Annotated in this window: 14 protein-coding genes and 1 tRNA gene; 3 read left to right on the top strand and 12 right to left on the bottom strand. The window is 65.2% G+C overall.

The genetic code is table 11. The annotated features are described in order from the left end of the window. Positions 1-59: 59 nt before the first annotated feature. The 5 genes from AC3G88_RS22870 to AC3G88_RS22850 all read right to left on the bottom strand — a co-directional run bounded on the left by AC3G88_RS22870 (position 60) and on the right by AC3G88_RS22850 (position 4,720). Positions 60-1,013 carry a ribose-phosphate pyrophosphokinase gene (locus AC3G88_RS22870; RefSeq protein WP_153948997.1) on the bottom strand — a complete coding sequence of 318 codons (954 nt, stop codon included), beginning with the start codon at positions 1,011-1,013 and terminating at the stop codon, positions 60-62. A 94-nt stretch (positions 1,014-1,107) separates the two neighbouring features. After that, positions 1,108-1,184 (bottom strand) — tRNA-Gln (locus AC3G88_RS22865). 65 nt (positions 1,185-1,249) lie between these two features. Next, on the bottom strand, positions 1,250-2,128 hold the full coding sequence (gene ispE, locus AC3G88_RS22860) for a 4-(cytidine 5'-diphospho)-2-C-methyl-D-erythritol kinase (RefSeq protein ID WP_488771393.1): 879 nt from the start codon (positions 2,126-2,128) through the stop codon (positions 1,250-1,252). Between the two features lie 8 nt (positions 2,129-2,136). Further along, on the bottom strand, positions 2,137-2,751 hold the full coding sequence (gene lolB / locus AC3G88_RS22855; protein ID WP_488771392.1) for a lipoprotein insertase outer membrane protein LolB: 615 nt from the start codon (positions 2,749-2,751) through the stop codon (positions 2,137-2,139). 148 nt (positions 2,752-2,899) lie between these two features. Further along, positions 2,900-4,720, bottom strand: a complete 1,821-nt coding sequence (locus tag AC3G88_RS22850) for a tetratricopeptide repeat protein (protein WP_228771001.1) — start codon at positions 4,718-4,720, stop codon at positions 2,900-2,902. A gap of 273 nt (positions 4,721-4,993) precedes the next feature. Between AC3G88_RS22850 and mutM the strand changes: the two genes are divergently transcribed. The 3 genes from mutM to mutY all read left to right on the top strand — a co-directional run bounded on the left by mutM (position 4,994) and on the right by mutY (position 9,435). Further along, positions 4,994-5,896, top strand: a complete 903-nt coding sequence (mutM, locus tag AC3G88_RS22845) for a bifunctional DNA-formamidopyrimidine glycosylase/DNA-(apurinic or apyrimidinic site) lyase (RefSeq protein WP_488894002.1) — start codon at positions 4,994-4,996, stop codon at positions 5,894-5,896. A 360-nt stretch (positions 5,897-6,256) separates the two neighbouring features. Continuing rightward, positions 6,257-8,200, top strand: a complete 1,944-nt coding sequence (locus AC3G88_RS22840; protein WP_488771390.1) for a dynamin family protein — start codon at positions 6,257-6,259, stop codon at positions 8,198-8,200. Between the two features lie 71 nt (positions 8,201-8,271). Further along, entirely contained in the window at positions 8,272-9,435 is a 1,164-nt protein-coding gene (gene mutY / locus AC3G88_RS22835; protein WP_488894001.1) for an A/G-specific adenine glycosylase, read from the top strand. A 44-nt stretch (positions 9,436-9,479) separates the two neighbouring features. Here the strand turns inward: mutY and AC3G88_RS22830 are convergent, their stop codons facing one another. The 7 genes from AC3G88_RS22830 to AC3G88_RS22800 form a co-directional block, all read right to left on the bottom strand. Beyond that, complete coding sequence (locus AC3G88_RS22830) at positions 9,480-10,133, bottom strand: LON peptidase substrate-binding domain-containing protein (RefSeq protein WP_488894000.1); 654 nt, start codon at positions 10,131-10,133, stop codon at positions 9,480-9,482. Between the two features lie 57 nt (positions 10,134-10,190). Further along, positions 10,191-11,117: an RNase adapter RapZ gene (gene rapZ, locus AC3G88_RS22825; RefSeq protein WP_488893999.1), complete on the bottom strand. Its 927-nt coding sequence runs from the start codon at positions 11,115-11,117 to the stop codon at positions 10,191-10,193. A gap of 169 nt (positions 11,118-11,286) precedes the next feature. Then, positions 11,287-11,625, bottom strand: coding sequence for a PsiF family protein (locus AC3G88_RS22820; protein ID WP_488771388.1), 339 nt, complete (start codon positions 11,623-11,625; stop codon positions 11,287-11,289). 195 nt (positions 11,626-11,820) lie between these two features. Continuing rightward, the gene (gene hprK / locus AC3G88_RS22815; RefSeq protein ID WP_092603200.1) at positions 11,821-12,792 is read right to left on the bottom strand and encodes an HPr(Ser) kinase/phosphatase; all 972 of its coding nucleotides are present in this window, start codon (positions 12,790-12,792) and stop codon (positions 11,821-11,823) included. A gap of 65 nt (positions 12,793-12,857) precedes the next feature. After that, positions 12,858-13,313, bottom strand: a complete 456-nt coding sequence (gene ptsN / locus AC3G88_RS22810; protein WP_066739687.1) for a PTS IIA-like nitrogen regulatory protein PtsN — start codon at positions 13,311-13,313, stop codon at positions 12,858-12,860. Between the two features lie 499 nt (positions 13,314-13,812). Further along, positions 13,813-14,166, bottom strand: coding sequence for a ribosome hibernation-promoting factor, HPF/YfiA family (hpf, locus tag AC3G88_RS22805; RefSeq protein WP_066739680.1), 354 nt, complete (start codon positions 14,164-14,166; stop codon positions 13,813-13,815). Positions 14,167-14,216: 50 nt separating this feature from the next. Continuing rightward, positions 14,217-15,698, bottom strand: coding sequence for an RNA polymerase factor sigma-54 (locus AC3G88_RS22800; RefSeq protein WP_488893998.1), 1,482 nt, complete (start codon positions 15,696-15,698; stop codon positions 14,217-14,219). Positions 15,699-15,755 lie beyond the last annotated feature (57 nt).

The following is a 15,755-nucleotide window of genomic DNA, read 5'->3' as shown; positions in this document are numbered from 1 at the left end:
CCAATGCGGTAAACCCAAAATTCTAGCAGGCTTTTGCCCGCCCTGCGCTTGCTTGCCGATCAGTGGTCGGCAAACAGCGACATGATCGAGTCACCCTTGACGATCCGGGTGAAGGTCTCGGCCAGCAGCGGGGCGGTCGAAACCTGGCGGATCTTGCCGGACTGGCGGGCTTCGTCGGACAGCGGAATCGTGTCGCAGACCACCACTTCGTCCAGTTCCGAAGCCGCAATGCGGGCAGCGGCACCGCCCGACAGCACCGGGTGCGTACAGTAGGCAAACACCTTCAGCGCGCCACGTTCCTTCAGCACCTGGGCAGCCTTGCACAGCGTGCCGCCGGTGTCGATCATGTCGTCCATGATCACGCAGTTGCGGCCGGCCACTTCACCGATGATGTTCATCACCTCGGACACATTGGCCTTGGGACGACGCTTGTCGATGATGGCCAGGTCGCAGTCGAGCTGCTTGGCCAGCGCACGGGCACGCACCACGCCGCCGACGTCCGGCGAAACCACCAGCAGGTCGCCGTAATTCTTCTCGCGCAGGTCGCCCAGCAGGACCGGCGAAGCGTAGATGTTGTCGACGGGGATATCGAAGAAGCCCTGGATCTGGTCGGCGTGCAGGTCCATCGTCAGGACGCGCTCCACACCGGCGACTTCCAGCATGTTGGCCACGATCTTGGCCGAGATGGCCACGCGGGCGGAACGCGGACGGCGATCCTGGCGCGCATAGCCAAAGTAAGGCATGGCGGCGGTGATGCTGCGTGCCGAGGCGCGCTTGAGCGCATCGACCATCACCATCAGTTCCATCAGGTTGTCGTTGGTCGGCGCGCAGGTGGACTGCAGCACGATGACGTGCTTGCCGCGAACGTTTTCCTGGATTTCTACCTGGACTTCACCGTCGGAGAAACGGCCGACCAGAGCTTTGCCCAGCGGAATGCCGAGGTGCTGTACGACAGCCTCCGCGAGTTTAGGGTTGGCATTGCCGGTAAATACCATCAAGCCTTCGACGCTCATTCTGGGCACCTGTCTTGCTGCTGGGGGAGCTTTGCGCCACCGGCCAGCGCCGGTAGCGATATCTGCATGTCCGTTTGGACACTATAGGAAGTAATGGCAGGGGAAGAAGGATTCGAACCTTCGAATGCCGGAATCAAAATCCGGTGCCTTGACCAACTTGGCGACTCCCCTACACAACCTTTAACGTCTGTCGCCGAACCGAACTTTACTTCAGTACTTCGCCAAACGAAAACCTGCTATGCGAACGTTGCGAGCGGGTGGTGAGACAAACTTTTCACACACCTGCCATCCCAATCGGACGGCAACCTTTCCATCACCTTCCGCGCATCCTGCTCGTCTTCGAAACGGGCAAATACGCAGGCTCCGGAACCGGTCATCCTTGCATGCGGACTATATTGTCTCAGCCATTCAAGGGCTCGGGCAACTTCGCCGAACTTCGCTGTTGCTATCGCTTGCAAGTCGTTGCGACCGAAAGCGAATTTGTTTGTGCAAGCAGCGAAGTCCGCAACTATAGAGATCGGGGAATCCCTTGTCAAGCGTTCATCCGAAAAAATTGCAGCAGTCGGTACATGCTGGCGCGGATGGATAACCACGAACCAGCTCTCGGGCAGTGCCACGGGCGTCAGTTCCTCGCCCACGCCTTCGGCGAAGGCGTTCTGGCCGAACACGAAAACGGGCACGTCGGCGCCCAGCGCAAGACCGATGCGCATCAGTTCTTCGCGCGGCACGCCCGCGCCCCAGAGATGGTTCAGCGCCAGCAACGTGGTGGCCGCGTCGGACGATCCGCCACCGATGCCGCCGCCCATCGGCAGGATCTTGTCGATGGCGATGTCCGCGCCGAAGCGTGTGCCGCAGGCCTGCTGCAGCGCGCGTGCCGCGCGCACCACCAGGTCCGTATCGGCGGGCACGCCGGGGATGTCCGTGACCCGCGCGATCACGCCGTCGTCGCGGCGGCGAAAGTGCAGGGTGTCCGACCAGTCGATAAGCTGGAACACCGTTTGCAGCGTGTGGTAGCCGTCAGGGCGGCGGCCCGTCACATGCAGGAACAGGTTGAGCTTGGCCGGCGCGGGGCAGTTGCGCAGTTCGGCGGGTGGCAGGGCGGTGCCTGCGGTCATGGCTTGCGTCATTGTTCGGATTTGGGATCGATCACCAGCCGCACGGACAGCGGCGCTTCGTTGCCGTCGCGCGCCATGTCAATGCGGCGCGGCTGGGCAGCAGGGGCAGGGGTGCCTTCGGGCGCGTCCTGCCAGGTCACGTAGCGCACCGTCCAGCCGCTTTGCTTGAGCGTGTCGGGCCGTCCGCTGGTGTCGCGCGTGACGCTGGATGGCGCGCCGGGCGCGGGCCGCGCATGCAGCCAGTCGCGCATGCCGGACACCGGCAGCGAGAAGCCCAGCGCCTGCTCCATCAGACTGTCCACCTCGGGGGCATTGCGCGGCTTTTCATTCGGCAGGTCGAGCGTGGCGCCGGACGGGGTGCTGGTCACCACGGCCAGCGTCTGACCCAGCGGCGAGATCAGGTCGAGCCGCACGTTGCGGCCCTGTTCCTGCCAGCGAAAGCTGCCTTGCACGCCCTCGCTGCGGCCGTAGCGCGTGTAGTTGGCGGCGAAGCGCCCGGTGTAGTGCTCGCTGCGCGCGGTCTCGCTGGCGTCGAAACTGCGGGATGGCGTGATGGTGCTGCACGCGGCAAGCCAGAGCGGGGCGGCCACGCAGAGCAGGGCCAGGCGTCGGGATCGGAGCATGTGCAAGATGTCGGGAGTTGGACGGCGTTCGATGTTCGCTGGCGACACAACGCGGTGGCCGGGGCGATGGCCTGGCACCGGATGGATCGCCAGAAAGCAGCGCCCGGGCGCGGGGCCCCGGGCAGCCAGACAAGATACCAAATGCGGGCTACTTCGACAGCGATACGCTCTGGTTGTAGCGGCGCAGCGTGTCGACCAGCGTGGGGTTCTCGGGCTCCACCTTGGCCGCCTCGGTCCACGTCTTGCGCGCTTCCTCGTGCTGGCCCAGTTGCCAGAGCACTTCACCCAGGTGCGCGCCGATCTCGGCTTCGGGCGCCTTGCTGTAGGCGGTCTTCAGTAGGTCGGCTGCGGGCTGCAGTTCCCCCTGGCGATACTTGACCCACGCCAGGCTGTCCATGATGTACGGATCGTCGGGCCCCAGTTCCGATGCGCGTTCAAGCAGCTTGCGCGCCTCGGGCAGGCGCTCGTTGCGATCGGCCAGCGAATAGCCAAGCGCGTTGTAGCCCTGCTTCTGCTCGGGCTGCAGTGCGATGACCTTGCGCAGGCCCTTTTCCATGCTGTCGTAACGCTTTTCGCGTTCGTCGAGCATGGCCAGTTCATAGAGCCAGTCGGCGTTCTCGGGCTCGACCTTCACGCGTTCGTTCAGCACCTTGCGCGCGCGATCGTAGGCCTTGGCTTCGAGCAGTGCGCCCACTTCGGCCTGGCGGATCGCGGTCATGCGCTGGGCGCGCTGCAACGGATCGGAAATATCCTCGGCATCGGCCAGCAGGTCGCCGAACACGGCCTGGGCGTCGTCGAGCTTGCCCATGCGCGCCAGCAGCTGGCCGCGCTTGGCCTGCGCCGCGGTGGCCAGGCGGCCGTCCTCGATCCTGTCGAGCCATCCGATGGCCGCCGGGTAGTCCTTCTTTTCCTCGGCAATCTGGGCCAGGTACTGGTACGCGATGTCGGGGCTGGCAGCGGGCGACTTCTCGGCCATCTGCAGGTATTCCTTCAGATAGCGTTCGGCGTCGTCGTAGTTGCGGGCCTGCAGGCTGGTCAGGCCCAGCGCCAGCGGCACGCGCGGGTCGTTCGGGGCCACCTTGCGCAGCACCTCGAATTCGGCGCGGGCGGCTTCCATGTCGTTCTTCTGCAGATACAGCCGCGCCAGCGTGATGTGACCATTGACCGACGACGGCGACTTGGCCAGGAACCGCTTGAGCACCTCGATCGACTTGTCGGTGGCCGACTCGGCCTGCAGTTCGGCCGCCATCAGTGCGGCGGGCTCCAGGTCGGGCTTGATGCGCAGCGCCTGGTCCAGTTCGGCCAGCGCGCCGGCATTGTCGCCGGCGGCCTCGCGCGCACGCGCCAGGGCCAGGTGCGTTTCTGCCAGCTTCGCGTCGTTGGCCGTGATGCGCTGGAGCACGCCCACTGCGCCAGCCGGATCGCTGGTGCGGGCCATCTGCTGCTGCATCAACAGGATGGCTTCGCCGCGATGGTTGGCCGGGGCGGCCGCCAGTTGCTGCACCAGCAGCGGTTCGGCGTCTTCCCACCGACCGTTGAGCACCAGCAGCGTAGACAGGACCTGTCGCGCCGCGGGCGACTTCGGTGCCAGGTCGGCCCATAGGCGCGCCCCGTCGAGTGCCTGCTGCGCGACGCGCGCATTGAAGGCGATTTCCGTAGCCCGTTGCGCCAGGCGCGGATCGCGCGTTTCGCGTGCCAGGTCCATGTAGGTGCGGTAGGCCGGTCCCACCAGCCCGCGCTGCATCGAGATTTCGGCAGCCAGCACGCGGTACAGGATGTCCGGGGTCAATGCGACGTTCGGCAGCGGTGTGCGTGGGGCCTTGGCGCCGGTTGACGGCGCAGGTACTTCGATGACTTCGTCATCGTCCTGCGCGACCGTTGCCGGGGCGGCGTGGGCCAGCGATGCAAACGCCAGGCACGCGGCCACGCCCAGGGCGCGCGCATGGCGACGGAAACGGAAAGTGTTCATCTGGATGGGTTCCGGGCGCATGGCTTGAGAGGGCAAGATGTTGTCCGGCATGAAAGCAAAGCTCCGGCGCACGGGGCGTGGGAATGGATTGGGGGCATTGTAGCCTGCCGCTACAATGCGCTGCTTGCCCCGCGGGGCGCTTACGTATGGGAACCCGCACATGCAGGCCTGGCGGCAGGGAATTCCCTGCGTCATTGGAGCGCAAAAGCCCTCCATAGGTTCTGCAACGGTGGGAAAGCGGGGCCGGATTCCGGCCGAAAATCACGGGGTGCCATGCCAGAACTACCGGAAGTCGAAGTCACGCGGCGCGGTTTGCTGCCGCACGTGGTGGGGCGCCACATCGTCCAGGTGACCGTGCGTCATCGCGGACTGCGCTGGCCCGTGGAGCCCGAACTGGAGGCGCGCCTGACCGGGCGCGTGATCGGCCGCATCGAACGGCGCGGCAAATACCTGCTGCTGGAATGCCTGCCGGCGCCCGCTGGCGGGCGCAGCCCGGGGCCCGGAGACGATTCGCCCGGCTGGCTGCTTGTCCACCTGGGCATGACCGGCACACTGCGTGTGTACCCCGACGCGCCGCCGGCTGGCCCCCACGACCACCTCGACGTCGCCCTGGCATCGGCCGGCGCCCCGGGTGACGCGCAAGACGGCCCGCTCATGGTGCTGCGCTTCCGCGACCCGCGCCGCTTCGGCGCGATCATCTGGACCCCGCTGGCCGAAGCGGCGCTGTCCGAACACCCGCTGCTGCGGCGGCTGGGCATCGAGCCCTTCGACCCGCGTTTCGACGGCGGGTGGTTCCACCGGCTCACGCGCGGCCGCTCGGTGGCGATCAAGCAGGCGCTGCTGGCCGGTGAGATCGTCGTCGGCGTAGGCAATATCTACTGCTCGGAAAGCCTGTTCCGCGCGGGCATCCGTCCCACCACGCCAGCGGGCAAGATCAGCCTGGCGCGATACGACAAGCTGGCCGCCGCCGTGCGGGAAACGCTGACCGAAGCCATTGCGCGGGGCGGCAGCACGCTGCGCGACTTCGTGGGCAGTGACGGCAGCAGCGGTTACTTCCAGCTCGACTGCCTGGTTTATGACCGCGCAGGCGAGCCATGTCGCGTTTGCGGCACACCGATCCGGCAGATCGTCCAGGGCCAGCGTTCCACCTTCTACTGCCCGCATTGCCAGCACTGAAACGGCCCCCCAGAACTGCCGTCCGGCGTTTTTGAGCCGGCAACGGTGGGGGCTGGCTGGCACGGCACCGGCCATGGCAATCCGATGGCGAAACATTGTCGCAAACCATTGCCGATGGGTCGGCGCAACACTCCGGCCACAGAACCGTAACAAGGGACGTGAATTCCACAAAATGTGTCCGGAAACCTGTATCGTGTGCCCAGTCATAAAAAGTTACAAAAACGGCCGGATTCGCCCCAATGACAATGGCGTCCGGCGAAGACGAGTGGCTTCGGGTCCGCGGGTCAACGGACAAGCCCGGTGCCAGTCGTGCAGTACGCGCCCAACACCATAAATCCAAGCCGACACAGCGAATCCCTCATGACGAGCCTCGCCCAACAATTCGAACAATATGGCGCCTGGAGAACCGGGGTCCTTCAGTCACTCGCCGAATTCCAGTCCTGGCTGCAACAGTACGACCTGCATGACGCCACCGCGGACGACCGCGCCCAGCGCATCCAGAGCGTGCTCAAGAGCGACCGCCTCAAGGTGGCGTTCATTGCCGAGTTTTCGCGCGGCAAGAGCGAGCTGATCAACGCCATCTTCTTTGCCGACTACGGTCGCCGCATCCTGCCTTCGTCCGCCGGACGGACGACGATGTGCCCGACCGAGCTGCGTTACGACGAGCACGAGCCGCCCTGCATCCGGCTGTTGCCGATCGAAACGCGCCTGCAGGACGCCTCGACGGCCGACTTCATGGAGCCCGGCTCGTCCAATTCGCACTGGACCACGGTGCCGCTGGACCCGTCGTCGCCCGAGGGCATGCTGGCCGCTTTCCAGCACGTGGTGGAAACCACGCGCGTGACGCCGGCCATGGCCGAATCGCTGGGCCTGTACAACGAGAACGACCCCGATGCCGCCTATTCGGTCGATGCCGACGGCATGGTCGAGATCTCGCGCTGGCGCCATGCGGTGATCAACTTCCCGCACCCGCTGCTGCGCCAGGGCCTGGTGATCCTGGACACACCGGGCCTGAACGCGATCGGTACCGAGCCGGAACTGACGCTGCGGCTGATTCCCGATGCGCACGTGGTGGTGTTCGTGCTGGCCGCCGATGCCGGCGTGACCAAGAGCGACCTTGCGCTGTGGCGCAGCCACGTGGGCGCAGGCCATCGCCGGGGCTGCCTGGCTGTGCTCAACAAGATCGACGGCCTGTGGGACCCACTGAAGTCGTCGCCCGAGATCGCGGGCGAGATCGCGCGCCAGGTTCGCACGACGGCGCAGACGCTCGGCATCGAGGAGCGCCGCGTGTACCCGGTGTCGGCGCAGAAGGGCCTGGTGGCCAAGGTCACGCACGATCAGCCCATGCTGGTGCGCAGCAACCTGATGCAGTTCGAGAACGTGCTGTCCGACCAGCTGATTCCGCAGCGGCGCGAGATCGTGTCCGACCAGGTGCATCGCCTGGTGCAGGAGATGTCGCGCGGTGCGCAGCAGCTGCTGCAGAGCCGCCGGCGCGATATCGTCGAGCAGCTGTTCGAACTGCGCGGCCTGCGCGGCAAGAACCACGCGATGGTGAAGCACATGCTGATGCGCGTGCAGAGCGAAAAGGAAGAGTTCGAGCAGAGCATCGCCAAGTTCCAGGCGCTGCGCCTGGTGTTCGGCCGCCACAGCGCCGACATCATCAAGAGCCTGCAGTTGCGCGACGTGCGCCGCACCATGCGCGACAAGCGCGAGCAGATGAAGGAGCGATTCTTCTCGCGCGGCCTGCGCGAAGACATGGAGGCGCTGTTCGGCCAGCTTGCCGGGCTGATCCAGGACGCCGACCAGAAGATCGCCGGCCTGCACCAGCTGGTGGACAGCATGTATCGCCGCTTCAACGCCGAGCATGGCTTCACGCTGCCGTCGCCGATGCAGTTCGTGACATCGCGCTACGCCGCCGAGCTGAACGAGACGCTGGCGCTGGTCAACGCGCACTTCGGCACCGTGAACATGCTGACGCGTTCGCGTCCGCAACTGGTCCAGAATGCGTTTGCGACGATGGCCAGCCGCGTGCTGGAGAACTTCCGGGACCTGAACCGCGACATCGAGATCTGGCTCAAGTCGGTGATGACGCCGCTGGAAGCGCAGGTGCGCGAGCACCAGAAGCAGCTGCGCCGCCGCGTGGATTCGATCGAGCGCATCCACGAGGCCACCGACACGCTGGAAAGCCGCATCGCCGAACTGGAGGATGTGCTGAACGGCCTGGACGAGCGCAGCACCCGGATCGAATCCTTCACGCGCAAGCTGGTGGAGGTTCCGGTCGAGGCTTCGGCCCGCGCTGCATAGCCGTTCCGCCATCGTTGGTATCATGTGGCGCCGCCTTCGAGCGGCGCCTTTTCTATTCCAGACGCCCCGCAATGCCCCGCAAGCCTGCTGCCGTGCCCGTGCTCCCCGATGAAACCGCCGTACCTGCCGATTTCGGCATGCGTGTGGTTGCATGGCAGCGCCAGCATGGCCGGCATGACCTGCCGTGGCAGAACACGCGCGACGCGTACCGCATCTGGCTCTCGGAGATCATGCTCCAGCAGACCCAGGTGGCGGCCGTGATCGAGTACTTCCGGCGATTCGTGTCGGCGCTGCCCACCGTGGCGGCGCTGGCTGCCGCGCCGGCCGACGAGGTCATGGCGCTGTGGGCCGGCCTGGGCTACTACTCGCGTGCGCGCAACCTGCATCGCTGCGCGAAGGCCGTCATGGAAGACCACGGCGGCGTGTTTCCCACCGATCCGGCCGTGCTCGTCACGCTGCCCGGCATCGGGCGCTCGACGGCGGCGGCCATCGCCGCGTTCAGCGCGGGCGTGCGCTCGCCCATCCTTGACGGCAACGTCAAGCGCGTCTTTGCGCGCGTGTTCGGCATCCACGGCTACCCCGGCGAACGTGCCGTCGAGACGCGCATGTGGGCGCTGGCCGGCCAGGCGTTGCCGCCGGCCGGACCGAACCAGGCCGAAGACATGGTGGCCTATACGCAGGGGCTGATGGATCTGGGCGCGACGATCTGCTCGCGTGGCAAGCCGGCGTGCCTGGGCGATGCGGACAGCTGCCCGCTCGCGGTGGACTGCGTGGCGCGCCGGGACGGCCTGACGGCGCTGCTGCCCACGCCCAAGCCGCGCGCCGCGATTCCCGAACGCAGCACCGTGATGCTGATCGTGCGCCATGGCCGCGATGTGCTCGTCAACCTGCGGCCCGACAGCGGCATCTGGGGTGGGCTGTGGAGCCTGCCGGAGATCGCCGTGGACGGCCTGCCGTTCGACGCGGAAGCCGCCGAGGATGCCGCGCTGGAGTCGGCGCGGCAATTCGGCCAGCCCGTGCGCGCGCATCTGGCCGGCGAACTGACGCACGTTTTCACGCACTTCCGGCTGCTGATCCGTGCGGTCCGCGTGGACCTCGACGCGGCAACGCGGCCCGCCAACGGCGATATGGGCCAGGCGCGGCGCTGGCTGTCGCTGGACGACCTTGACGCGCTGGGCACGCCCGCACCCGTGCGGCGCCTGCTCGAAGACCAGGCGCGCATCGGACTTTTCTGAATTCCTGAGTTCCCGAGTTTCTGGCGTTCTGACGATCGGTGCCGTCAGACGATGTGGTGCTGCCGCATGTAGCGGTGGACGATTTCGATGCGCATGCCGGCATCGGGCAGCGCCATCAGCATCTGCTTGGCCTTGAGCGGCACGGGCAGCAGTTCGCATAGCCGGTTGGCCACCCAGGTCGGGTCGTCCCAGAGATAGGGTTCGGCGAACGGCAGCCGGGACTTGTCGGGCTGTTCGCTATGCACTGACGCCACGATGCGGCGCAGCGCCTCCAGGCACTCGCTCAGCAGCTCCAGCTTGCAGTCGATGACATCGTCGGGCAGCACTTCGGCCTGGGCCACCAGCAAGCCGTCGTCGCGCGTGGCGTGGGACAGCACGCGGAAGCGCCGGCGTCCGCGGGTCTCAATCAGCAGCACGCCCAGCTGCTCCATATTGCAGTCGACGATCTGCGCCAGGCAGCCGATTTCCTCGGGCACCGTCTCGTGGCCGGGACGCGCGACTTCCTCGCCGCTGGTGATCAGGCAGACGCCGAACGGCGTGCCATCGCGCATGCAGTTGCGCACCATGTCGACGTAGCGTTTCTCGAACACCCGCAGAGGCAGGCGGCCGTCGGGGAAGAGTACCGTGTTGAGGGGAAACAGCGGCAGCGCCTCGATGATGGCGCCCGGGGATGCGGTGTCTGGGGGGAGTGTCGACATGCGATTGGCCGCTCCAGTGGCGGGACGGCGCCGGGGCCGTTCCCTCAAGCCCGCGTGTCAGCCGGCCGGGGCCAATTCGCGGTGTCTGACCAGCACATTACCATGGGCCCGGAAATAGTTGGCGAGTCGTTCGGCAATGAACACCGACCGATGCTGGCCGCCCGTGCAGCCGATGGCCACGGTCAGGTAGCTGCGGTTGTCCGCAATGAAACTCGGCAGCCACTTCTCGACATAGGCGCGAATGTCCTCGGCCATGGCCAGCACCATCGGCTGGCTCTGCAGGAAGTCCGCCACCGGCGCGTCGCGGCCGGTCAGCGGGCGCAGGGCCAGATCGTAATAGGGGTTTGGCAGCGAGCGCACATCGAACACCATGTCCGCGTCGCTCGGCACCCCGTGCTTGAAGCCGAACGATTCGAACAGCAGCGTGAGCGACTGGCCGCTGGCGCTGTCGTTCCGAATCAGCTCCTTGACCCAGCTGCGCAGCGTGTTGGTGCGCACATTGCTGGTATCGATGCGATGGGCGGACTCGGACAAGGGGCTGAGCAGCCCGCGTTCCATTTCGATGGCTTCGATCAGCGATGTACTGACCGTTGCGCCGGGTCCCCCTGGCCCAGCGCCTTCCAGGACGCCCAGCGGCGCGCCGTCCGGGCCTACGCCGACACGGGTCGACAGCGGGTGGCGGCGGCGCGTCTCCGAATACCGCTGCACCAGCGCATCGGTATTGGCCGTCAGGAACAGCACCTGCACCTGATGATGGGCGGAAAGCTCGCGGACGGTGTCCGGCAGCCGCGCCAGCGACTCGCGGCTGCGAATGTCCGTGGCCACGCCAAGATGGGTATAGCCCTGGTCGGCCAGATAGGCCGTGAGCTCGGGGATGAACTGGGCCGGCAGGTTGTCGACGCAGTAGTAGCCTGCATCTTCCAGGACGTTCAGGGCGACCGACTTGCCGGAGCCGGAAATTCCGGTGATGAGAATGATCCGCATAGCGACGCAAGGATAGCACCGCAAGGTAACCGCGTCATGACAGCTTGTCCCAGACAAAAATGGCGAATCGCAGAGGATTCGCCATTTTCCGAGGGAACATTGCCCGGATCGGGCCGCGTAACGGTTTGTGAACCCCGGGGTGATGAACCGGGGGTGCGAACCGCGCCGATCAGGTTGCCGGCTTGGCCGACAGGCACTCGCTCTGTGCCTTCTTGTATTCGTCGCCCTTCTTGCCCTTGTTGGCCTTGGAGCACGCGGCCATCTTTTCCTGCTGGGTCTTCGGCTCGGCTGCCGGGGCGGGGCCGCTGGCCGACAGGCACTCGCTCTGCGCCTTCTTGTATTCGTCGCCCTTCTTGCCCTTGTTGGCCTTGGAGCAGGCCGCCATCTTCTCCTGCTGCGCGGTCTTGCCGGACTTCTCGGCAGCGGCCGGAGCCGAGGCGCCCTGGGCAAACGCGGCCGTGGCGAACAGGGGGGTAACCAGCAAACACATCGCGATCAGCTTTTTCATGCTTCTCTCCTGGCTGTGGAAACACATCGTGGCCGCGCGCCATGCCGGCGTCTGGCGGAACCTGGGCTCGGCGCCCATTACAGCACAAAACGGCGGCCGCCCGCAGTTCGTTGACGAAGGGCTATGCCAGGCTTGTAAGCAAATGAAAAACGCCCGCGAATGAAGCGGGCGTTTGCACACGGGCGCGGTGGCGGCTCAGAGCAGGCGACCTTGTCCGCGCGATACCACGTCGGCCTGCATGGCCGCGCGCTGGCGGTCCATGAAGTCGCGCAGGGTGTCGATGCCGCGCAGTCGCAGGATCGTGTTGCGCACGGCGGCTTCGACCAGAACGGCCAGGTTTCGGCCGGCCGCCACCTGGATCTTCACCATGTGGATCGGCAGGCCCAGCACGTCGAGGTACTGGGAATCGAGCGGCAGCCGTTCGAATTCGCCATCGTTGCGACGTACCAGCTGCACCACGAGCTTGAGCTTCATCTTCCGGCGCACCGCCGTTTCGCCAAAGATCGTCTTGATATCGAGCAGGCCCAGGCCGCGCACTTCGAGCAGGTTCTGCAGCAGCGGCGGGCAGCGGCCTTCGATGAAGTCGGGGCCCAGCCGGACGAAATCGACGGCATCGTCCGCCACGAGGCCGTGGCCGCGCGAAATCAGTTCCAGGCCCAGCTCGCTCTTGCCCAGGCCCGATTCGCCCATGATCAGCACGCCCATGCCGAGGATGTCCAGAAATACCCCGTGCATCGTCACGCGCGGCGCGGAGATGCGCGACAGGTAGAGGCGCAGGTGATCGATCACGGCCGCCGAGGACACCGGCGTGGTGAACAGCGGGGTCGACGAGCGCGTGCAGCGCAGTTCCAGGTCGGGCGGGGGCTCCATGCCGTCGGCCACCACCAGGAACGGCGGCTCCAGCAGGATCAGTTCGCCCATCTGGCGCTTGCGCGGTTCGTCGTCCAGGCGTTGGTAATACTGGATTTCGGGTTTGCCCAGCACCTGGATCCGGTTCGGGTGGATCAGGTTCAGGTGGCCCACCAGATCGGCGGCGGAAGTGGCTTCGCGAGCGAATTCGACGTCAAAGGCCCGGTCGGCACCTTCCAGACCGGCGACCCACGACAGTTTGATGTCGGCTGCGTTGTCGTCGAAGATCGACTGCGAGGTGACGCCGGTGAGTTCCATGCGGGATGCTTTCTACGAGGGGGCGGTATGGCTTCAGGCGGCCAGCCAGGCCGGCCTGCGGATCGTCACGGATGCCATTCGGTCAGCAACTGGTGGACGGCTTCGGGCGTGGGCAGCGTGGCCAGCCCTTCGCGCATCTCGCGGTCCGACAGCAACTGTGCGATTTCCGAGAGAATTTCGAGGTGCTGCTGGGTGGCCTGTTCGGGTACCAGCAGGAAAATCAGCAGCGAGACCGGCTTGCCGTCGGGCGATTCGAACGGAATCGGCTCGGCCAGGCGCATGAAGCCGGCCAGCGGCTGCTTCAGGCCCTTGATACGGCCGTGCGGAATGGCGACGCCGGCACCGAGGCCGGTCGAACCCAGCGATTCGCGGGCGAAAAGGTTGTCCGTGACGGTGGCGCGGGCCACACCATGGTTGTTCTCGAACAGGAGCCCGGCTTGCTCGAAGACCCGCTTCTTGCTGGTGACGGTGACGTCGAGATGGATGTTGCCGGGTGGCAGCAATTTGGCCAAACGATTCATGGGCGATGCACGAGAAGTCAGGTTGGCGATACGGCGCACAAATGCCGTCCCGCCGGATGGGGCAATTCAGGATATCGAGTGCTTGGTGGACGCCCGCATTGGAACGTCCGGCTCATTATAGAGCAGGGCCACAGCGCGCTTGTGCACTGCAGCGCCGGCGCCGCGGGTGGTGCCGCGGATTGGCCGGCCGGATTGCCCACCCGGATATTGCCGCCGGCGCCCGCATGATCTTCCGTCACGTGGCCTGCCGTTCGGGTCACCGGGACCGTTCTGCCTGTCGTTCTTGTATGGCGCAGCATACACCGAGCCGCGCAAGATGCGAACACCCCCGGCAAATCAATTGGTTTCGGCCGTGGTGGGAAGGTAACGGAGAATGTCAGCCCGACGCGGGCGCGCAGCCATCAAAAAAGCCGCGCAGATGCGCGGCTTTGCTCTCTTCCTGTCAGTCCTCTCGGGGACGCTGACGTCCGCCTCGAGGGGCAGTCAAGGATTTGCCAGCCTATTGTTGCTGTAGCTGGGCTTCAGCCATCTGGTACTTGACCGCTTCCCGGTCATGACCCTGCACGCGGTCCTTGTAGCGGATCACCTGCCGGTCGAGCTTGTCGACCAGACAGTCGATCGCAGCGTACAGGTCTTCATGGTGCGCTTCGACGAAGATGTCCTTGCCCTTGAGATGCAGATTGATTTCCGCGTACTGACGCTTGTCCTTTTCCTTGTGGTTGTCGACAGATAGCAGCACGCTCACGCCAATGACCTGATCGAAATGCCTGACAATTCGCTCCAGTTTCGTTTCCACATACTCACGCAGCGGCGGCGTGATGTCGAGGTGGTGTCCACTGATCTTGAAGTTCATAGCGCTTCTCCTTCTGAAAGAGCCGCACCAGGCAGGCGGTTGCGGCTCGGCTACAAAGACTTGCGGAGATTGACTGCGGGGATCTTCAGTGCTTCGCGATATTTGGCCACCGTGCGGCGTGCGACCACAAAGCCCTGTTCGCCCAGCAATTCGGCGATGCGGCTGTCGGAAAGAGGATTCCTGGGTTCTTCGGCTCCTATCAGTTGCTTGATCAGCGCGCGGATCGCCGTGGAAGAGGCCGCGCCGCCCGTCTCCGTGGAGACGTGGCTACCAAAGAAGTACTTCAACTCGAAAGTACCCATTGGCGTGGCCATGTATTTGTTCGTGGTCACCCGGGAAATGGTCGACTCATGTAAACCGAGTGTATCGGCAATTTCCCGCAAAACCAAGGGCCGCATCGCTATTTCGCCGTGCGAAAAAAAGTTCTTCTGACGCTCCACAATTGCCTGCGCCACACGCAGGATCGTGTCGAATCTTTGCTGGATGTTCTTGATAAGCCACCGCGCTTCCTGCAGCTTTTGCTGCAGTCCCGCAGCCCCCGCTTCGCCTTTTGCACCGCGCAAGATCTGCGCGTACATGTCGTTGATGCGCAGGCGCGGCATCACATCCGGATTCAGCTGGGCAATCCAGCCGCTGCCGCTCTTGCGCACGAACACGTCCGGCACCACGAAATCGGCCTCGGGGCGGCTGTACGCATGTCCTGGGTACGGTGCCAGCGAGCGGATCAGGTCGTGCGCCGCCTTTAGTGCAATTTCGTCCACCTGCAGCGCTTTCTTGAGGCGCGTGTAATCCCTGACCGCCAGCAGTTCAAGATGATGGTTGACGATGGACAGGGCCAGTTCGCGCTGCGGATGCTGCAGCCGTTTCAATTGCAGGCTCAGGCATTCGGCGGCATTGCGCGCGCCCACGCCGGGCGGATCGAAGCTCTGCAGCAGCGTCAGCATCGCCTGCACTTCTTCCACCTCGAATTCGAGTTCTTCGGGCAGTTCGGTGCAGATTTCCTCGAGTGACGCACTCAGGTATCCGTCGTCGTCGAGCGATTCGATCAGGAAGATGGCCAGGCCCTTGTCGCGCGCCGAAATCTTGAGCGGCGTCAGCTGTTCCATCAGGTACTCGCGCAGCGTGGGGTCCGCGTCACGCAACTGCATCGGCGTCTTTTCGTCTTCGTCGTTCTGCGGGCGGCGCGCGAAGTCGTCGAGGCTCCAGTCGTTGCCGTAGTCCTCGGCACCGGAATCGCTGAAGCCTTCTTCCTCGCCGCCGGACGCATGTTCGCTGCGATCGTCGCCGTTGGCCTGCGGTTCGGACGGGGCCGGCGCCGGGGCGCTTTGCAGATTAACGGAGCCGTCAGCCGCCACGCGCAGCGGGCTTTCGATCCAGTCGTTCTCGCGTTCCAGCAGCGGGTTTTCCGTCAGCGCCTGTTCCACCTCCTGTTGCAGTTCGAGCGTGGAAAGCTGAAGCAGCCGGATGGACTGCTGCAGTTGCGGCGTGAGGGCCAGATGTTGGGAGAGGCGGAGCTGAAGCGAAGGTTTCATGCGACCTATTCTATGCGCATCTTTCCGTTGTTGGAACGGAATTTGCTACAACCTATC

This window comes from Cupriavidus sp. 86D6, assembly GCF_057815095.1.
The sequence above is the reverse complement of the archived record's forward strand: the minus strand, read 5'-3'. Positions and strand labels throughout refer to the sequence as shown.